Annotated in this window: 18 protein-coding genes; 6 read left to right on the top strand and 12 right to left on the bottom strand. The window is 61.9% G+C overall.

The features are described 5' to 3' along the window. Positions 1 to 51: 51 nt before the first annotated feature. Both ACWGTI_RS25485 and ACWGTI_RS25480 read right to left on the bottom strand, forming a co-directional pair. Entirely contained in the window at positions 52 to 609 is a 558-nt protein-coding gene (locus tag ACWGTI_RS25485) for a hypothetical protein (protein ID WP_454589680.1), read from the bottom strand. A gap of 660 nt (positions 610 to 1269) precedes the next feature. Beyond that, positions 1270 to 3972 carry an ATP-dependent helicase gene (locus tag ACWGTI_RS25480; protein ID WP_454589679.1) on the bottom strand — a complete coding sequence of 901 codons (2703 nt, stop codon included), beginning with the start codon at positions 3970 to 3972 and terminating at the stop codon, positions 1270 to 1272. Between the two features lie 294 nt (positions 3973 to 4266). Between ACWGTI_RS25480 and ACWGTI_RS25475 the strand changes: the two genes are divergently transcribed. After that, the gene (locus ACWGTI_RS25475) at positions 4267 to 6579 is read left to right on the top strand and encodes a glucose/quinate/shikimate family membrane-bound PQQ-dependent dehydrogenase (protein ID WP_454589678.1); all 2313 of its coding nucleotides are present in this window, start codon (positions 4267 to 4269) and stop codon (positions 6577 to 6579) included. 38 nt (positions 6580 to 6617) lie between these two features. Here the strand turns inward: ACWGTI_RS25475 and ACWGTI_RS25470 are convergent, their stop codons facing one another. Both ACWGTI_RS25470 and ACWGTI_RS25465 read right to left on the bottom strand, forming a co-directional pair. Further along, complete coding sequence (locus tag ACWGTI_RS25470) at positions 6618 to 6998, bottom strand: hypothetical protein (RefSeq protein WP_454589677.1); 381 nt, start codon at positions 6996 to 6998, stop codon at positions 6618 to 6620. A gap of 27 nt (positions 6999 to 7025) precedes the next feature. Then, positions 7026 to 7166, bottom strand: a complete 141-nt coding sequence (locus ACWGTI_RS25465) for a hypothetical protein (protein WP_454589676.1) — start codon at positions 7164 to 7166, stop codon at positions 7026 to 7028. A gap of 238 nt (positions 7167 to 7404) precedes the next feature. On the opposite strand from ACWGTI_RS25465, the gene ACWGTI_RS25460 reads away from it, so the two are divergent. Beyond that, positions 7405 to 8310, top strand: coding sequence for a dienelactone hydrolase family protein (locus ACWGTI_RS25460; protein ID WP_454589675.1), 906 nt, complete (start codon positions 7405 to 7407; stop codon positions 8308 to 8310). A gap of 3 nt (positions 8311 to 8313) precedes the next feature. Here the strand turns inward: ACWGTI_RS25460 and ACWGTI_RS25455 are convergent, their stop codons facing one another. The 4 genes from ACWGTI_RS25455 to ACWGTI_RS25440 all read right to left on the bottom strand — a co-directional run bounded on the left by ACWGTI_RS25455 (position 8314) and on the right by ACWGTI_RS25440 (position 11014). Beyond that, positions 8314 to 8763 carry a response regulator gene (locus ACWGTI_RS25455; protein ID WP_454589674.1) on the bottom strand — a complete coding sequence of 150 codons (450 nt, stop codon included), beginning with the start codon at positions 8761 to 8763 and terminating at the stop codon, positions 8314 to 8316. Continuing rightward, positions 8760 to 9908 carry a histidine kinase dimerization/phosphoacceptor domain -containing protein gene (locus tag ACWGTI_RS25450; RefSeq protein ID WP_454589673.1) on the bottom strand — a complete coding sequence of 383 codons (1149 nt, stop codon included), beginning with the start codon at positions 9906 to 9908 and terminating at the stop codon, positions 8760 to 8762. Before ACWGTI_RS25450 ends, ACWGTI_RS25455 begins: the two co-directional genes overlap by 4 nt. A gap of 277 nt (positions 9909 to 10185) precedes the next feature. Continuing rightward, positions 10186 to 10383, bottom strand: a complete 198-nt coding sequence (locus ACWGTI_RS25445; RefSeq protein ID WP_056582983.1) for a hypothetical protein — start codon at positions 10381 to 10383, stop codon at positions 10186 to 10188. Positions 10384 to 10528: 145 nt separating this feature from the next. Continuing rightward, positions 10529 to 11014: a thioesterase family protein gene (locus tag ACWGTI_RS25440; RefSeq protein WP_454589672.1), complete on the bottom strand. Its 486-nt coding sequence runs from the start codon at positions 11012 to 11014 to the stop codon at positions 10529 to 10531. Positions 11015 to 11239: 225 nt separating this feature from the next. On the opposite strand from ACWGTI_RS25440, the gene ACWGTI_RS25435 reads away from it, so the two are divergent. From ACWGTI_RS25435 to ACWGTI_RS25420, 4 genes are all read left to right on the top strand, one after another. Next, entirely contained in the window at positions 11240 to 12649 is a 1410-nt protein-coding gene (locus ACWGTI_RS25435) for an FAD-binding oxidoreductase (protein ID WP_454589671.1), read from the top strand. Positions 12650 to 12735: 86 nt separating this feature from the next. Next, a complete protein-coding gene (locus tag ACWGTI_RS25430; protein ID WP_454589670.1) occupies positions 12736 to 13170 on the top strand; it encodes a hypothetical protein in 435 nt (144 codons plus the stop codon). Positions 13171 to 13239: 69 nt separating this feature from the next. Further along, complete coding sequence (locus ACWGTI_RS25425) at positions 13240 to 13371, top strand: hypothetical protein (RefSeq protein ID WP_454589669.1); 132 nt, start codon at positions 13240 to 13242, stop codon at positions 13369 to 13371. 25 nt (positions 13372 to 13396) lie between these two features. Continuing rightward, positions 13397 to 17368, top strand: a complete 3972-nt coding sequence (locus ACWGTI_RS25420; protein ID WP_454589668.1) for an AsmA family protein — start codon at positions 13397 to 13399, stop codon at positions 17366 to 17368. Positions 17369 to 17374: 6 nt separating this feature from the next. On the opposite strand, the gene ACWGTI_RS25415 is transcribed toward ACWGTI_RS25420, so the two are convergent. The 4 genes from ACWGTI_RS25415 to ACWGTI_RS25400 all read right to left on the bottom strand — a co-directional run bounded on the left by ACWGTI_RS25415 (position 17375) and on the right by ACWGTI_RS25400 (position 19305). Then, the gene (locus ACWGTI_RS25415; RefSeq protein ID WP_023668319.1) at positions 17375 to 17596 is read right to left on the bottom strand and encodes a ribbon-helix-helix domain-containing protein; all 222 of its coding nucleotides are present in this window, start codon (positions 17594 to 17596) and stop codon (positions 17375 to 17377) included. 13 nt (positions 17597 to 17609) lie between these two features. Continuing rightward, a complete protein-coding gene (locus ACWGTI_RS25410; RefSeq protein WP_454589667.1) occupies positions 17610 to 17804 on the bottom strand; it encodes a DUF4169 family protein in 195 nt (64 codons plus the stop codon). An 18-nt stretch (positions 17805 to 17822) separates the two neighbouring features. Beyond that, the gene (locus ACWGTI_RS25405; protein WP_454589666.1) at positions 17823 to 18365 is read right to left on the bottom strand and encodes an SspB family protein; all 543 of its coding nucleotides are present in this window, start codon (positions 18363 to 18365) and stop codon (positions 17823 to 17825) included. 262 nt (positions 18366 to 18627) lie between these two features. Further along, complete coding sequence (locus ACWGTI_RS25400; protein ID WP_454589665.1) at positions 18628 to 19305, bottom strand: TetR/AcrR family transcriptional regulator; 678 nt, start codon at positions 19303 to 19305, stop codon at positions 18628 to 18630. Between the last annotated feature and the right edge of the window lie 95 nt (positions 19306 to 19400).

Here is a 19400-nt window from a genome sequence, read left to right as displayed (position 1 = left end):
TGTGTTTCAAAAATGTAAAATCATCGATATGATGTAAATATGACGATTGCGTCAGTCTATGAGGGTGTTAAGGATTGCATCCTTAACTCTCTCTGATAATTCGTCGAGCGTCTCAAAAAATATTATTCTTCTTGATTGAATGTCGAACGGTACGGCTCCGCCCTCCTTTCCTGCAATAAGAATCGCAGGTTTATCTAGGCCATGAGTTAATCCTAATTCATAATAAACATTAGGGTTTCTTCCATCTAGGAGGCATAGCACAACGCCGCTGCTTATTATTCCTTCAATAATCGTTGGCATTATGTTTCCCGGTCGGAATTCTTCATCGCCCCTGCTGCATCTTATTTTGAAGTCGCTGCAGGCTCTCTTTATTGTATCAAATACTTTATCAAAATCGCTATGAAATGGCATCAAAACGAAGACAGATCTTTTGTCAATTTTAAGGTTGTCTAAATTAACTCCGCTTTTTACAATAAAGGAATTATTTCGATAACTATGAGACCTGCTAAAGTCCCCTCTGCTGTATTCGATGTTATTCCTTACAAGTAAATGATTCACGTCTTTCCATCGTTCCTCGTTTGACATCAATGCTCGGTTGATGTCGTACATCCTTGTCTCTAGGTTTTCTCGCATTAGCGACAGCTCGACTTGCCGTGATCTTAGTTCGTCCCTTTGCCTCTTGGCGGTGTTGAAGAAGTAGAACACGACCGAGATAGCCACTGAAACAGTCAGCGTGGCCGTTAATGATTGCAGTATTATACTGTAGAAATCTATATTCATGGGGCTGCCGGCAGATTTTGTGCCACTGGTGCTATTATTGACAATGAAAACACAATAGATATGATTGATATCAGGAGAACGACAAGCCCAAATCCAATTATTGCTTTGTCCATACTCCCTTTTTCATCAAATCTGAATCTAGAAAATATCATATATGAATAGCAAATTATAACAACTACAACGTCCAACACGGCGAATAGGATATAGTTATTCTTCGTTGGGTCTGATATTATCAGGCCACATATAAAAGTTAGCGACAATATCGAAATATCAGCAGGGATATCAAAAACATTTCTCGTAAAGCCGACGATTGACAGCTGCTGTGCAACACAAGATTTCAAGAAATATGTTAGAGCTAATATCAGTACCGGAAGAACTATTGCGGCGTGACCGATGACGTACTGCATCCTCCTTGCTAGCGCCCCCTTAAACGCGTTTGGTTGGCTCCATAATGCACAACTTGCAGTGCAAGAAAATAGCCCTACGGACTCACACCGCCGCGACGAACCCGTCCAGCACGCGTTTCTGGCCGGCCTTGTCGAAGTCGATGGTGAGCTTGTTGCCTTCGATGGCCGATATGTTGCCGTTGCCGAATTTCTGGTGGAAGACGCGGTCGCCGACGCTGAAGGCGGACGGGGTGTCGGACACGGATTTGGCGACCAGCTCGCCGTCGATGGTGCGGCCTTTGACCGAGGTTCGGCCGGCGCCGTAGCCGGAGTCCGTTTCGCCATAGCCGATGCGCTCGACCTGGTGGCCGGAGCGGGTGCCCCAGTTGCGGTCGGTCGCCTCGGTGCGGTTGGCCTGCGCGCGCTGCCAGCCCGGCGTCGCGTAGGTGTTGGAGAAAGCGCCGGATTTTTCTGCGCTGGCGGTGTTGGCGCCGACATTGTCGAAACGTGAGGCGCCATAGGGATTCTGTCGTCCTGCTCCCTGGCCGCCACGGCCCGAGGCGAACGAACCGCCGCCATAGGAATTGCCGTAGCCGCCGTAGCTGTTGCCACTTTCGGCGACCTCGACATGGGCGTTCGGCAACTCTTCGAGGAAACGTGACGGGATGGTCGATTGCCACAGGCCGTGGATGCGGCGGTTGGAGACGAACCACAGATGCAGGTTCTTCTTGGCGCGGGTCAGGCCGACATAGGCAAGGCGGCGTTCCTCCTCCAGCCCCGAGCGGCCGCCTTCGTCCAGCGCGCGCTGGTGCGGGAACAGGCCTTCCTCCCATCCGGGCAGGAACACGGTCTCGAATTCGAGGCCCTTGGCTGAATGCAGCGTCATGATGTTGACGGCATCGAGCTCGGCATTCTGTTCGGCGTCCATGACCAGGGAGACATGTTCAAGGAAGGAGCGGAGTGACTCATACTCTTCCATCGAGCGGATCAGCTCCTTCAGGTTTTCCAACCGTCCCGGCGCTTCGACCGAACGGTCGTTCTTCCACATGTCGGTGTAGCCGCTCTCTTCCAGAATGGTCTCGGCGAGTTCGGTGTGCGGCGTGGTTTCCAGCGCCTTCTGCCAGCGCTCGAAATTGGCCGCCACTTCGCGCAAGGCCGCACGTGGCTTGGGCTTCAGCTCGTCGCTTTCGGCGAGCTTGGCGGCGGCCTCCAGCATCGGGATGCGAAGCGCACGCGCCGTGTCGTGGATCTGGCGGATGGTGGCTTCGCCCAGGCCACGCTTCGGCACATTGACGATGCGCTCGAAGGCGAGGTCGTCGGCGCCTTGCGCAACGACGCGGAAGAAGGCGAGCGCGTCGCGGATTTCCATGCGCTCATAGAAACGCGGGCCGCCGATGACGCGGTAGTTCAGGCCGAGCGTGACGAAACGATCCTCGAACTCGCGCATCTGGAAGGAGGCGCGGACAAGAATGGCCATGTCGTTGAGGTTGTGCTTGGCACGCTGGTAGGTCTCGATGGTCTCGCCGACCGCGCGGGCCTCCTCCTCGGAATCCCAGGCGGCGTGGACATGCACCTTCTCGTCGTCCTCGGCGACCTTCTCGGTGAACAGCGTCTTGCCGAAGCGGCCTTCATTGTGGGCGATGAGATGCGAGGCGGTGCCGAGAATGTGGGCGGTCGAGCGGTAGTTGCGCTCCAGCCGGATGATGGTGGCGCCGGGAAAATCCTTGTCGAAGCGCAGGATGTTGTCGACCTCGGCGCCGCGCCAGCCATAGATGGACTGGTCGTCGTCGCCGACGCAGCAGATGTTCACGGTGGACGAGCGCTGATATCCCTCCCCCTTGAGGGGAGGGTGGCCGGGCGCAGCCCGGTCGGGTGGGGTCCTCGCGGCAGTGCTCGACGTTCTGGCGGTGCCTTCTGCGGCGACCCCCTCCGCCCGCTTCGCGGGCACCTCCCCCTCAAGGGGGGAGGTTTGCGGCCGCTGCGCCAGCAGGCGCAGCCACATGTATTGCGCCGTGTTGGTGTCCTGGTATTCGTCGACGAGGATGTATTTGAAGCGCTTGTGGTAGTCCTTGAGCACATCCGGATTGGCGCGGAAGATGCGGATCGGGTGGCAGAGCAGATCGCCGAAGTCGCAAGCGTTCAGCGTCTGCAGCCGCTCCTGATAGGCCTTGTAGAGCTCGCGGCCCTTGCCGTTGGCAAAGCTGCGGGCGTCGCCTTCGGGAATGTCAGCGGGGCCGAGGCCCTTGTTCTTCCAGCCGTCGATCATCTGCGCGAACTGCTTGGCCGGCCAGCGCTTGTCGTCGAGGCCTTCGGCCTGGATCAACTGCTTGATCAGCCGCACGACGTCGTCGGTGTCGAGAATGGTGAAGTCGGATTTCAGCCCGGCCAACTCGGCGTGTCTGCGAAGCAGTTTCACGCCGATCGAGTGGAAGGTGCCGAGCCACGGCATGCCTTCGACGGCTTCACCGACCAAAAGGCCGATGCGCTGCTTCATCTCGCGGGCGGCCTTGTTGGTAAAGGTCACCGCCAGGATTTGCGAGGGGAAGGCCTTTCCGGTCGCGAGGATATGGGCGATGCGGGTGGTCAGCACCCGCGTCTTGCCGGTGCCGGCGCCGGCCAGCACCAGGACCGGGCCTTCTGTGGTTTCGACGGCGAGCCGCTGCTCAGGGTTCAATCCCTTGAGATAATCAGGCGCGCTGTTGCTACCGCTGCGGGCCGCCATGGCGCGCGCGGCTATGCCCGACGGGGCCGCGGGCCGCGCATTGGGTTCGTCAAAAAAGGGCATGTCTTCCGAAAAGCCGGACATCGCCCCCGAATGTAGTGATTCGGCAGCGAAAGACCAGAAGTGTCTACGTTTTGTTCTGGTTGGAAGCCAGATTCCCGGGCGCCGTGTTGAATTGTTGGCCTGAATCCACCCACCCGGGCCAAAACACGTTGGTTGGGAGGCGCCGGCGCGAAAGGTGAGAGCATGCTGGGCTCTCAGCCTATGCTGGCAGGCTTTGCTTGACACACGCGGCTTGCGGGAGAAAGTTGCGCTCGGGGCGGGGACGGGATGCCCTGGCCGCGGCGCGGGACGCGCATCAGTCGAAGGAGTATCGTCTTGGCTGTTGTCATCACCTCCCTCATCCTGTTTCTCATCGGCCTGGCGCTTGGCGGCGGTGGCATCCGGCTCGCGATGCTGGGCGGCAGCTGGTATTACGTCATCACCGGTGTCGCCTTTCTGATAACCGCCTGGCTGCTGTTTCGACGCAAGTCGACTTCGCTTTGGCTCTATGCGGCAATCGTGCTCTGCACGCTGGCCTGGGCAGTGTGGGAAATCGGCTTCGACTGGTGGGAACTCGGCCCGCGCGGCGGCATCATCGTGCTTCTGGCGCTGTGGCTGCTGACGCCGTGGGCAAGGCGGGGCCTCACCGGTCCCGACGCACGCGCACCGCTCATCCTGGCAGTGCTCGCCTCACTCGCGGTGGCCGGCTATTCGATGACCGCCGATCCCAAGGACATTGCCGGCGAACTCAATGCCGACAAGGTGACGCCGACCGCCGATCTCGGCGGCAATGTGCCTCCCGGCGAATGGCACTTCTATGGCCGCACGCCGTTCGGCCAGCGCTATTCGCCGCTCGACCAGATCACGCCGGACAACGTCGCCAAATTGCAGCCGGCCTGGACCTACCAGACCGGTGACGTGAAGGGTCCGGACGATATCGGCGAAACCACCTATCAGGTGACGCCGCTGAAGGTGGGCGACGCGCTCTACATCTGCACGCCGCACAATTTCGCCATCGCCATCGATGCCGCGACCGGCAAGGAGAAGTGGCGCTTCGATCCCAAGGTCAAGCTCGACAAGGACCGCCAGCACCAGACCTGCCGCGGCGTGTCCTACTTCACCGATGCCAAGATCGCGGCTGGCCAGCCCTGTGCGACACGCGTCTATTTGCCGACCTCGGACGCGCGGCTGATCGCGCTCGACGCCGCCAACGGCCAGGTCTGCGCGTCCTTCGCCGAAGCCGGCACGCTGAACCTCATGATCAACATGCCCTATCCGAAGTCGGGCTATTATTACTCGACCTCGGCGCCGCTGATTGCCGGCGGCAAGATCATCGTCGGCGGGGCCGTCAACGACAATTATTCGACCGAGGAGCCGTCCGGTGTCATCCGCGCCTTCGATGTCGACACCGGCGCCCTGGTGTGGAACTGGGATTCCGGCAATCCGGACCAGACGACACCGCTGGCGGCAGGCCAGACCTACACCCACAACTCGCCCAACATGTGGTCGACGGCGAGCGCCGACGAGAAGCTCGGCTTGCTCTATGTGCCGCTCGGCAACCAGACGCCTGACCAGCTCGGCGCCGGCCGCAGCGCCAATGTCGAGAAGTTCTCCTCCTCGATCACCGCGCTCGATCTCGCCACCGGACAATTGCGCTGGGTGCGGCAGACCGTGCACCATGACCTCTGGGATATGGACGTGCCGGCGCAGCCGACGCTGGTCGACATCACCACCGCCGCCGGTGTGGTGCCGGCGCTGGTAGGCCCAACCAAGCAGGGCGACCTCTATGTGCTCGACCGGCGCAGCGGCGAGCCGATCATTCCGGTCAAGGAAGTGCCGGCGCCGGGCGGCGCCATCGAGGGCGACCACACGTCCCCAACGCAGCCGACCTCGGATCTCTCCTTCAATCCGAAACCGCTGACCGGCGCCGACATGTGGGGCATCACCATGTTCGATCAGCTGGCCTGCCGAATCGAATTCCAGGGCCTGCGCTATGAGGGCCGCTATACCCCGCCTTCCGTGCAGGGATCGCTGATCTATCCCGGCAATTTCGGCACCTTCAATTGGGGCGGCGTCGCCGTCGATCCGGTGCGGCAGGTGATGTTCGGCATGCCGACCTATCTCGCCTTCAAATCGCAGCTCATTCCGCGCGATGAGGTGCCACCGCCGGATGAAGGCCGTGGCAGCGAACAGGGGCTGAACCGCAATGAGGGTGCGCCCTACGCGGTTGTGATGGGGCCGTTCCTGTCGCCGCTCGGCGTGCCGTGCCAGGCGCCGCCATGGGGCTATGTCGCCGGCGCCGATCTCAGAACCGGCAAGATCGCCTACAAGCACCGCAACGGCACCGTCTACGACATGACGCCGCTGCCATTGCCGCTGAAGGTGGGCGTGCCCGGCATTGGCGGGCCGATGATCACCGCCGGCGGCGTCGCGTTCCTGGGTGCGGCGGTCGATGATTATCTGCGCGCCTATGATGTGACATCGGGCAAGCAGCTCTGGCGGGCCAGGCTGCCGGCAGGCGGGCAATCGACGCCGATGACCTACACTGTCGCCGACGGCCGCCAGTTCGTGGTCATCGTCGCCGGCGGCCATGGCTCGGTCGGCACCAAGCCGGGCGATTATGTGATGGCGTATACGCTGCCGAAATAGCCCCTTCAGGCTGGGCACCGAGCCCAGTACTTCGTTGGTCAAAGCTTCGGCCCAGCGGCGGCTTCGGCCTGCTGGATCAGCGTAGCGCCGGCCTTCTGGATCTGCGCTATGTCGAGCCCGGACGCTTTCAGCGCTGCGATGCCGTTGATCAGCGCGCCGGTCTTTTCACCGAGCACGCCGCCAAGGGCACCCTGCAGGGACGACAGGAAACCACCGCCACCGGTCGGCGCGGCAGCCATGACATCATATTTCTGCGCCAGTGCGTCGGCGCCCGGTATCTTGGCGAAGAACGAAGAGGCAGCGGTGCCGTCGGCTTCATGCTCAAGAACCGAGAAGATGGTGCCGACGACCTTTTCCGTTACCGCCTGATCGAGGCCGGCTTTCTCGGCGACGGTGTTCACGATGCTCTGGGCGTCCATGGTATTTCCCCTCGGTCTTGGCGTCGGTTATCGGGTTTTCGAACGGCGCCGGTCGATGCGGACCTTGACCATCCGCCTGGCGGCTTCCGACGCGGCGGAGCGCAGGGCCAGCAAGGCCGAGCCGGCAACGACGAGTGCGCTTACAAGGATCGGAGTGGACAAGTTCATGGCGTTGTTCCTTCTCGTCTGGCTGCGGCAACGGGCGAAGCCGCAATCAACTTCTCCTGATATTGTGGCAGCACCATCAACATTCTCCGAAATGACCAAAATGTGATGGCGGCGCGGTTGTTTCAGCTGTGCCACCTGGACCGCCCCACGGCGGAACCGTCACCGACCCGTGACTGGACCGTGCGAGCTTGCACCCTATCTTGATCCGCGAGCTCATGTCTGAGCGAGGAGCGCCGCCATGACGAAACCCACCGCCGAAGCAGCCAGGCCCGGTAACCCTGCCATCACCCAGGCGATGATCGACGCCTACGACGAATACACCCATCTGACGCTCGATCGCCGCCGCTTCATGGAGCAGCTGACCAGGCTTGCCGGATCAGGTGCGGCCGCGACCGCGATCGCGCCGCTGCTGGCCGCCAATTCGGCACAGGCGGCTGTTGTCGCCGACAACGATCCGCGGGTGAAAGCGCAAGATATCACCTATCCGGGCAGCAGCGGTGAAATGAAGGGCTATCTGGTCAAGCCGGCGGACCAGTCCGGCAAGCTCGGCACGGTCATCGTCATTCACGAAAACCGTGGCCTCAATCCGCATATCAGGGATATCGCGCGGCGGGTGGCGCTTGAGGGTTTCGTGGCGCTGGCGCCGGATTTCCTGTCGCCGCTCGGCGGCACTCCCGCTGACGAAGACAAGGCGCGCGACATGTTCACCCAGCTCGACGCCAAGCAGGTCACCGCCGATGGCCTGGCGACCATCGCCTATCTCAAGGGCGAGAAGGACGGCAATGGCAAGGTCGGCGCGGTCGGCTTCTGTTGGGGCGGCGGCATGGTCAACACGCTGGCCGTCAATGCGCCCGATCTCGCGGCCGGCGTCGCCTACTACGGCATGCAACCGGAGGCCAAGGATGCGGCGAAGATCAAGGCGGCCCTTTTGCTGCACTATGCGGGGCTCGACGAGCGCATCGACGCCGGCATCGATGCCTACAAGAAGGCGCTCGACGCGGCGCATGTCGAATACACGGTCTATGTCTATGACGGCGTCAACCATGCCTTCAACAACGACACCTCAGCCGCGCGTTACGACAAGAAGGCCGCCGATCTGGCCTGGGGGAGGACCATCGCTTTCCTAAAGGAGAAACTCGGATAGTCTTCACGTGGCCGGCGACGCCCACACGTTCTGGTATGCCGGCGACAGCGTAAAACCGGCCGGCAGCACCGAGACAGGAGGCGGGCGGCGCACACCCTCCTGGAGATAGCGCAATGCTGAAAACAGTCCATTCATCGTATAGGGCTTGGCGATCACTCCGATCGCGCCGGCGAAGTGGTCGGGAATGCGCTTTGGATTGGCGGTCATGAAGACCACCATGGAGCGTTTGCTATCGCGGATATGTTCAGCAATTTCGACCCCGGTCGGCCCATCGGCCAAATGAATATCGACAAAGGCGATGTCGGCATCCGCGGCATCCACAATGTCCCTTGCTTCGGCTAGGGATGTCGCCCAGCCGACGACGTGATGGCCGGCCTCCTCGACAAGGCTTTCCAATTCCATCGCCAGCAGCGCCTCGTCCTCGACGATCAGGACCTTGAGCGGTTCAATCATGACACATTCCCTTTCTGCTGCGATTCATTTGGCATCGAGATGACGACCCTGGTGCCCGGGCCGGCGTCGCGCCATTCGATGTCGGCATGCAACTGGCGGGCAAGCGACTTGATCAGCCGCATGCCGAAAGAGGCGTCGCCACTGGCATCGGCCATGCCGACACCGTCATCGGATACCTCGATGTTGAAGTGGCCGTCGGGCTGGCTCATCTTGATGCCGATGCGGCCCGTGGTGGTGCCGTCGGGCTTTTCCTTGAAAGCGTGCTTCAGCGCGTTGGTGACGAGTTCGTTGACCATCAAGGCGACAGGCGTGGCCTTTTCGGCCGGAATGACGATCGGTTCGAGGTCCAGCGTCGACTTGATTTCCCCGCGGCCGGACGCTGTCAGCAGGTCGGTGACGAGATCCCTGGCGAAGTCCGAGACGTCGAAGCGGCTGACATCCTTCGACTGATAGAGCCGGCGGTGCACGGTGCTCAGCGCCTCAATGCGCTCCAGCATCGTGGTCAGCGACTGCTTCGTCGCTTCATCCTTGATCGTCCGGCTTTGCATGATGATCAGCGACGAGATCATCTGCAGGTTGTTCTTCACACGGTGGTCGACCTCGTGCAGCAGAGTGGTCTGAGCCTCGAGCGCTGCTTCAAGCTCGCTGGTGCGTTCTTTCACGGCCTGTTCGAAGCGGTCCTTGTCGGCGGTGATGCGATGCTCGGAAAGCTTGCGATCGGACACATCGAGTTGCGAGGCGAAGAAGAACTGCAACTCACCTTTATCGTTGGAAACCGGGCTGATGTAGAGCGCATTCCAGAACGTCGAGCCGTCCTTTCGGTAGTTCAGCATATCCACGCTGATATCCGTCCGCTCGGCAATCGCTTCGCGCACGCTGGCAATGGCTGCCTTGTCGGTTTTGGGGCCTTGCAGGAAACGGCAGTTCTTACCCATGACCTCCGCGCGCTCATAACCGGTGAGGCGCAGGAAGGCGTCATTGGCAAAGACGATCGGATTGTCCGGCTGCCTGGGATCGGTGATGATCATCGACATGCGGGTGGCACGAATAGCTGCCGCGAACGGATCGCCCTTGCCGTGCTCGGCGTGCAGATTGTCCGTCATGTGCCATGCGTCGGCCGGTTCCCTGGTCCTTTTCCAGTCCATGCTTTCACTCCCAAGCCGTTTTTCAGGGGGCACAACGGCTCAGACGTGGAATTGTTCAATCCTAAGCTTTCTTGTCGCACGCAGCCGTTCGCGGAACAAAATCGCCGGTTCCCCAATCGATTGAAAACGAAAGGTTTTTGTTGTCGATCCGAGTCAGCCGATTTGCTGAAAGCAGCGCTGGCGCCGACGCTCTACCATGGTCAACGCGGTGGTCTTGCAATCGTCAACGGGGATGTCGCGCACGCCGCTGGCGGCGGTTTCAGGGGCAGGGGAAACGTCAGGCGTGGCCGCGTTTCATGCGCGCCTGCTTCAGGATGGCGCGCCAGCGAATCATGTCGAAGGGGATCGGCTCGTTGCTGTTGGCGATGTGGAAGATCTCGTTGTTGACGTTCTTCAACGAGCGCCAGAAATCATAGTCGGTGATACGCGGATCGGCAGCCAACCTGTCCACTTCGACCTTGATATCGGTTTTCATGCACGTTCCTCGAACCGCCTGTGCCCGCCGCCCGCATCGCAACTCGGATCAGCCCGTTCTCAAACGGTCTGCTGAGTCGTTCAATGGCTCAAATGGTTTGTTAACGTTAAAACCTTGGTAAGGTTAACGCGGGCGCCGGAGGGCTTCAAGCGGTCTTGCGGCGAATGCCGATTGACCGGCCGGCGCGTTCGGGCATCGGCAGGCCTGAATGGGCGGCGCGCATCGCTTCCACCTTGGCCTGCACGTCGGCGGGGAAGCGCGCAACCTTCGGCCCGGACATATCGACATGCAACGATAGGGTTTCGGAGGTGGCGGCGAGCCAGCCGTCGACGTGGCGGATTTCCTGGTAAGCCCGCAGCCGCTTGTCGTCATGGTCGATCAGCTGGAAGGATACGACGACCTTGTGTTCGAGGTGCAGCTCCTGGACGTAACAGACATGAACCTCGGCCGTGTAGATGGTCAGGCGCCGCTCCTTGACATAGTCCAGCCCCATGCCCATCGCCTCGAACGCCTCGTCCGAGCAGCGGTCGAACAGCACGTTGTAATAGGCCATGTTGAGGTGGCCGTTGTAGTCGATCCAGTCCTTCTCGATGTCCATCGGTTTGGAGACGAAGGGGGCGGAGATGGGCATCGTGAGCTTCCTTGTTTTGGTGCTGGACCGAGTTCTGGCGCTGGACAGGACGCGGCCGGTGAGACTAGAGCGGTTCACCGTTTCGCGGAAACGGTGAACCGCTCTCGTTTTTTGTTTTGACGCAATTCCGGAGGGAAAACCGCTTCACACTTTTCCTGGAATTGCTTCTTGTGCATCCATAATCGCATAACAAGCGTGGACGCTGGTCCATTCGCGGAGGAATTCATGGCTCTGAGCGACCTCAACCCGGTCGAACGCAACGAGGAAGGCATCGCTGCCGTGCTCGGCATCCTCAAGCAGCAGTTCGGCGAACGCTTCCAGACCGGCGCGGCGATCCGCTCGCAGCATGCCCACACCACCACCTATATTCCGACGCAGTCGCCCGATGGCGTCGCTTTCCCGGAGACGGCCGCCGAGGTGCAGGAGATCGTGCGCGCCTGCGCGACGCATCGCGTGCCTGTCATCGCCTTCGGCGTCGGGTCCTCCCTTGAGGGCCACACCAATGCCCCGGGCGGCGGCATCTCGGTCGACACATCGCGCATGAACCGCATCCTGGCGGTCAACCCTGAGGATCTCGACTGCACCGTCGAGCCCGGCGTGACGCGCGAGGATCTCAACCGTCATTTGCGTGACACCGGCCTGTTCTTTCCGATCGATCCCGGCGCCAATGCGTCGCTCGGCGGCATGGCGGCGACGCGGGCCTCCGGCACCAATGCGGTGCGCTACGGCACGATGCGCGAGAACGTGCTGTCGCTGACGGCTGTCATGGCCGATGGGGAGACGGTGACGACCGGCAAGCGGGCGAAAAAGAGTTCGGCCGGCTACGACCTGACGCGGCTGCTGGTCGGCTCGGAAGGCACGCTCGGCATCATCACGTCGCTGACTTTGAAGCTCCAAGGCATTCCGCAGGCGATCTCCGGCGGCGTCTGCCCGTTTCCGAGCCTCGAGGCAGCCTGCAATGCGGTGATCGCCACGATCCAGATGGGCATCCCGGTGGCACGCATCGAACTGGTCAATGCGCTGCAGATGCGGGCGATGAAGAATTATTCGAAGCTCGATTATCCGGAGAGCCCGTGCCTGTTCGTGGAATTCCACGGCAGCGATGCCGGCGTTGCCGAACAGGCGGAAACCTTCGGCGTGATCGCCGAGGATAATGGCGGCGGACCGTTCCTGTGGACCAGCGTCGCTGAGGAGCGGGCGAAATTGTGGAAGGCCAGACACGATGCCTATTGGGCATCGCTGACGCTGCGTCCCGGCACCAAAGGCCTGTCGACCGATGTCTGTGTGCCGATCTCGCGGCTGGCCGAATGCGTTGCCGAAACCGAGGCGGATATTGCCGAGATGGGCCTTGTGGCGCCGATAGTCGGCCATGCTGGCGACGGCAATTTCCACGTGCTGGTGCTGATGGATGTGAACGACCCCAAGGAGATTGCGCTGGCGGAAAAATTCGTCGCCCGGCTGAACATGCGGGCGATCGCCATGGACGGCACCTGCACCGGCGAACACGGCATTGGCCAGGGCAAGATAGGCTTCCTGCGCCACGAACTCGGCCATGGCGTCGACATCATGCGTTCCATAAAACAGGCGCTCGATCCGCAGGACATCATGAACCCGGGCAAGATATTACCTGCATAGGCGAAATGTGAGGGGCGACAATGCGGTACGGGACCGAGACTATTGAGCCCCTGGTTATAAGCGCATCGCGCGGCAAGACACTGTTGTTGCTGTCGACCAGCCTCTTCTTTGTGCTGGCCTGCGCTTTCCTGATCCATGTCTCCGAGGACGGCGACACCACCGGCCTTTGGTGGTGCCTGGCCTTTTTCGGGCTGGGCGTGTTGGTGTTTGCCTGGCAGCTTGTGCGCCCGCAGATCCTGGTGCTGAACGGACAAGGTTTCAGTCTCGGCGGCGGTCTTGTTCGATCGCCGAAGCTGGTGCCCTGGAATCATATCGAAGGCTTCTACGTCGTCCATCGTCGGCGCAGAATCGGCGATATGATCGGGTACAATTTCGCACCGGGGGTCAAGAAAAGCTCCGTCATGCGCAGCGTCACCAAAAGCCTGGGCGCCGAAGCCGCATTACCCCAGGGCTGGACATTGTCGCCCGAGGAGATGGTGGCGCTGCTGAACGAATATCGCCGAAGGGCCATGGCGGGATAGGACCGTTGGGGGCGACAGCTGCGTCGTTGCCGTAGGAGGGCCAGCAGATGCCGACATCAAGAGGCGTTGTTGCCGATCGACGTGCCGCTATCGGCCGCCGGTCCGCCCTTGCCGCATGTCTGTGCCGATGAGGACAGGCTGCTCGTTGCCCAAGGAAATTGCCTCTTTATCGACACGCTGATGCGGGTAGAGTGCGGCTGACTTTCAATCAACCCGTTCGGAGCTGATGCTCGCACGCCTGTTCGTGATCTTCGGTGGCTTGTTTGTGCTGGTGCTGCTTGCAGCACTCGTGGTGCCGTATTTTATCGACTGGACCGGCTACCGCGCCCAGTTCGAGCGCGAGGCGAGCGCCATTCTCGGCCGCAAGGTGACGGTGCAGGGCGATGCCACCGCCCGGCTGCTGCCGTTCCCCTCGGTGACCTTCTCCAACGTCACCGTCGCCGGCGGCCCCGGCGGCCAGCCGGCTATGACCGTCGAGACCTTTTCGATGGATGCGGAGCTGGCGCCGTTCCTGCGCGGCGAAGTGCTGATCTTCGACATGCGGCTGGTGCATCCGAAGGCGACAATCGACATTGCGGACAACGGCACGGTCGATTGGGCGATGCGGCCGTCCTCGCCCTTTGACCTCAACCAGATCTCGATCGAGAAACTGACGGTAACGGAGGGAGAGATTGCGCTGCGTCATGCCGCCGGCGGGCGCAGCCATCTGATTTCTGAAATCAATTCGACCATCTCGGCCAAGTCGCTGGCCGGTCCGTGGCGCATGGACGGCACGTTGCGGCTCGACGGCCTGCACTCGACCGTCGCCGCCTCGACCGGGAAGGCCGAGGGCAATGGCCAGATGCGGCTCAGGCTCAAGGTCGATCCCGATGCCTATCCGCTTGTCGTCGAGACCGACGGCAATGCCGGCATCGTCAATGGGGCTGCCGTCTATTCCGGCCAGTTCAAGATTTCAGGCGCCGACAAGAATAGTCACGAGAAAAGCGGGGCAGCGCTGCGCGGCACCGATGGCGAGGTTGTTGAGATCAATACGGGCAAGGTCAGCGCCGGCAAGCCCGATCCGGGGTTCAGGCTGAACGGCAAGTTCTCGCTCGACCACCAGAAGCTCGGCGTCGATGAATTCCGTTTCGAGACCGGGCCGCTCGACAATCCCTACACCGCCGACGGCAAGGCTTCGATCGATCTCGGGCTGAAGCCGAACTTCGCCATCGAGGCCAATGGCGCGCAGGTGCAACTGGACGAGGCGGTGGGCGCTGAGAAGGGCGCCGGCCTGACACTGGACCAGCGCATTGCCGGGATTGAGCAGGCGCTGCTCGACCTGCCGAAACCGACCATACCCGGCACCGTCGAGGTCAAGCTGCCGGCGGTGGTGGCCGGTGACACCACGGTGCGCGACGTGCATCTCTCCGCCGAGCCGGTCGCGGGCGGATGGTCGGTGAAGTCGATGGCTGCGACCTTGCCCGGGCGCACCACGCTGGAAGCCAGCGGCATGCTCAGCGTGGAGGACCATTTCGGCTTCAGCGGCTCGCTGCTTCTGGCGGTGGCGCAACCTTCCGGCTTTGCCGCCTGGCTGTCGAAGGATGTTGACGAGGCGGTCCGCCGCCTGCCGGCCGCCGGCTTCAAGGCCAAGGTCGATCTGTCAGAGAAGCGCCAGGCGTTCAGCGATCTCGAACTGATCCTCGGCAAGGCAAAGTTTTCCGGCCGCATCGACTCCAGCCAGCCCGACGACGCCAAGCCGTCGGTGCTGATGCGGCTCACGGGCGGCGAACTGGACGTCGACGGGCTGACGGCGTTCGCCTCGATCTTCGTCAGCGACAAAGGCGCCAACCGCTTTTCCGACCGCGACCTCGATTTCCAGATCAAGGCCGGGCCTGTCAGCGCCGGCGGGCTAACCGCCGACACAGTCGATACCGCGCTCCGGCTGCGCGACGGGCTGCTCGAAATCGACCGGCTGTCGATTGGCGGCCTTGCCGGCGCGTCGATCAGCGCCACGGGCCGGATCAAGGATTTCCCGGCGAGCCCTACCGGCAAGCTCGACGCCTCGGTGGTATCAGTCGATCTGAAGCCGCTGATCGACATCGCCGCGCAACGCTATCCCGACAATGATGTGCTGAAGGGGCTGGCAAGCCGCACGACTGCCTATCCCGAGCTGTTCCAGGACGCGCGCGTCGATCTGGTGGCAAGTGCCGCCGACAATGGTGACGGCACAACGGGGCTGGCGGTGAGCGGGCAAGGCAAGGCGGGTGGATCCGCCTTTTCGGCGTCGCTGTCGGGCAAGGGTGCCGTCGGCCAGTTGCTCGACGCGCCGGTGACGCTGACCTTCAACGCCAAAAACCCCGACGCCGCGGCGCTGCTTGCGCTTTATGGAATGCCGGCGCTTCCGCTCGGCATGCTCGGCCAGGCAAGCACAGATATTTCGGCCAAAGGCACGCTTGGCGGCGGCTTGGCGACCAGCTTCAACCTGGCCGCCGATGATTTCAAGGCAACGTTTGACGGCACTATTGCCGAAAGCCCGCAGGGCGCCACCGTCAAGGGCAAGATCGGCGTCGACGCCTCCGATATCGAACCCTGGCTGATGACGACCGGCGTCGGCCTGCCGGGCATGGGGACGGGTACCTCGACCTCGCTCAGCGCGGATGCCGATTTCGGGAATGGCCTGCTAGTGCTGAGCGGCCTCAGCGGGTCCATCAACGAGGCGGAGATCTCGGGCGACGTCAACGTCGATGCGAAGCAGGGGCTGCCGCATCTCTCAGGTGCGCTGGCACTCGACGAATTGGACCTCGACCCGATCGCCGTTGCGCTGTTCGGCGACCAGGCGTTCCTTGCCAGCAACGCGAACTGGCCGACGGCGCCATTCAGCCAGAAATCCAGCCTGCCATTCAGCGCCGATCTCGACTTGACCACGGCCACCCTTGCCGCCGGACCCATGGCGACGGCCTATGACGCGTCGCTAACGCTGAAACTCGATCAGGAAGGCATCCGCGTTTCGGACCTGAAGGCGAAACTGCTCGGCGGCGCGCTCACCGGGCTGTTCGAGTTGAAGAACACGGACGGCACCGGGCTGTTTTCCGGCCAGATGAAGCTTGCCGGCGCCGATCTGGCGACCGTGCTGCCGGATGCCGGCTTGAGCGGAAGCGGCGATTTCTCGACAGGCCTGTCGACCAGCGGCAAATCGGTCGATGCGATGATCGCTGCACTCTCCGGGTCCGGCACGGCGGCGCTGAAAGGCCTGACCATTGCCGGCGTCAATCCCGATGCCTTCGGCGCTTTGATCGCCAAGGCCGATGCGATAGGGCGCGACATCGATGTGGCCAAGACCGCGGGCTTTGCACCTGACATTGTCGGCGGCGGCAATTTTGCCGCCGGCGATACCGATATCGCCTTCACGGTTGCCGGCGGCACGCTGAGGGCGCCGCCGATCAAGCTGGAAAACGCCGGCGCGGCGCTGTCCGCCGACGTCACGGCGGACCTGAACACCGGCACCGTTGCCGCCAGGGGTGCGATCACCTACAAGCCCGGCGACGAGGCGCTGGTCGGGTCGGATCCCTCGGTCAATTTCAGCGTCGACGGGCCGTTCGGCGCGATGAAGAAACAGTTCGACAGCGAACCGCTGGCGCAGTTCTTGACACAGCGCGCGCTGGAAAAAGAGCAGCAGCGGGTCGAAGCGATGCAGGCAGCACTGCTCGAGAAACAGCGGCTGCGGCGCGAGGTGCGCTACTACGCCGCCCTGCAGACCGAACGCGACAACGCGGCCGAGGAATTGCGCAAGCAGGAGGAAGCGGCGCGGCTGAAAGCCGAGGCCGACGCCAAGGCGAAAGCGGAAGCCGACGCCAAAGCACAGGCCGAAGCGGATGCGAAGGCCAAGGCGGACGCCCAGGCAAAAGCAGATGCCGAGGCAAAAGCGCAGGCGGACGCCGACGCCAAGGCCAAGGCGGATGCCGACGCGAAGGCGCAGGCCGAGCAGCAGGCAGCCGAAGACGCAGCCAAGGCCGAAGACGAACGGAAGAAGGCTGAACAGGCGATGCGCATTGCTTCGCAGGAAAAGGCCAGGCTGGAGGCCGAACGCAAGGCTCAGGAGCAGGCGCCGAAGGTCGACCACTCACTGCCCGGCGTCAATGACGGTTCGGCCCCCGCGCCGCCGAAGCCCAAGACAAATCCGTTTTCGGTCGACAATCTGCTGAAGTCGCTGGGCAATTAAGCCTGTTCAGACCGCGCCGCGCTTGGCCCAGTCCAGCACGTGGAGCCTGAGTGCCGATGACAAATTGGCGTCGCGCGGCCTTGTCTCATCAATTTCGGCGACGAGAGCCGCAAGCGTCAGCTTGCGCGCAGCGGCAATGGCGACGAGGTCGTCATAGAACGGCTTTTCGAGTGAGTAGCTGGTGCGGTGGCCGCGGATCGTCACGGAGCGTTTTTCGACTGGGCTCACTGCAGGCTGTCCATCAGTCGCCCTGATCTTCAGGGCGTTCGCGGCGATGGCCGGCGACGAATTTTTCGGCCTTGTCAGCAGTCAGCCGGTCGCGGTCCTTTTCGGCTTTGGAGCGGCCATGCAGAGCGCGGTTCTCGCCCGCCAGCTTTTCCTTTTCGGCGCGAGCCTTCTGCTTGCGGAGCTGTCGAAGGTTGACGACGTCGCCCATGTCGCGCCGTCCGTCCCGCTACTTCTTGCGGAAGGCGTCGAGCGACACGACGTCTGCGCCCTTGCCGGCGGCATCGGCCGCGGCCGGCTTTTTCTCGGCTTCGGCCGCAGCCGCCTTCTTCTCGGCCTTCGGCTTTTTCTCGGAGACGATGGCCAAGGGCTCAAGCGCTGGCTGGGCGGGCGCCTCGTCTTCCGCGGGGACATCTGTCTTAACGTCGAATTCGAGTTCGAAGTTGACCGACGGATCGTAGAAGCCGCGCACGGCCGAGAACGGGATTTCCAGCTTCTCCGGCACGTCGGAGAAGGACAGCCCGACCTCGAAGCCGGTGTCGGTCACCTTGAGGTCCCAATACTGGAACTGGATGACGATGGTCATCTGTTCGGGATAGCGCTCGCGCAGCCTGGACGACACGCGCACGCCCGGCGCGCCGGTCAGGAAGGTGATGAAGAAATGATGATTGCCCGGAAGGCCGGTGCGCGCCACTTCGGCCAGGACCTTGCGCATGACGCCGCGCAACGCCTCCTGGGCCAGAATGTCGTAGCGGATGTGGTCGTCGGCCATGTTCTGGTCGGGTTCCGTTGAATCGTCCGCATAGCTGTAATCAAGCTTGAGGGCGGCGTAAACCGGATATAGGCGCGAACTGATCAGGCCAAGGGGTGTGCCGGCGATTTGATAGCTCAGAGACCGTTTGGAAATTCTACTCTGGCGGCCATCTGATGGCGTTTTCTCCGCTTCCGGTGCTCACGGACCCGAACGTCCGCTGCGCTCCGGTTCTCGAAACCACCACCATATGACTCGCCACAGCGAATTTCGAAACGGTCTCTCAGGCGAGGGCGGCCAGCTTCGCCGTCGCCGCCTTGCGCTTGCCGAAGGCGGCCAGAAAGGTGCGTACACCATTGGTGGCGGACTGCAGGACCTCCTCCCTCGTCGGTACGCCGCCAAGCATGAAGGTGATCTGCAGCTCGGCATTGACCAGCGCAAGAAACTGGCGCGCAGCAATATCGGGATCGTCGACGCTCAGATGCCCGGCATGGGCGAGGCGGGCAAACCGCGCGGCAAGGGCCGACCAAGTGCGGCCTGGCCCCTGTTCGCGCCATACCTCGAAGAGTTCAGGATAACGCCCGCCATCGGTCTGGATCAGCTTGCGCAGGAAGCGGCCATCGCGGCTGCAGATGCAATTGTGGTTCATGCGCACGGCGAAGTCGATGAGATCGGCTTCGAGATTGCCCGGCTGATCGGGAAAAGTGGCAATGGTTGCAAAGATACCGGCATTGCAGCGCTCGGTCAGATCGCGCATCACGGCAATGAAGAGCTTTTCCTTGTCGCGGTGGTGGTTGTAGATGGTCTGGCGCGAGACGCCGGCTTCGCCCGCGATCAGGTCGATATTGGCGCCGGCAAAGCCCTCCCGGCAAAACACCGAGGCCGCCGCATCGATGATCGACATACGCTTGGCCTCGTGGCCGCGTGGCGGGAAAATGTCAGGAGAAACACCAGCCTTCATGAAAATCTATATAGAGGTGATTGACGAATTGGACAAGGCTGTCTAAATTTGTGGACATAAAACAAAGAGATTTCACGCTCCCGGAGAGGAGTCGG

It is taken from the genome of Mesorhizobium sp. ArgA1 (assembly GCF_053714375.1).
This window is presented reverse-complemented; position numbering and strand designations above follow the sequence as displayed.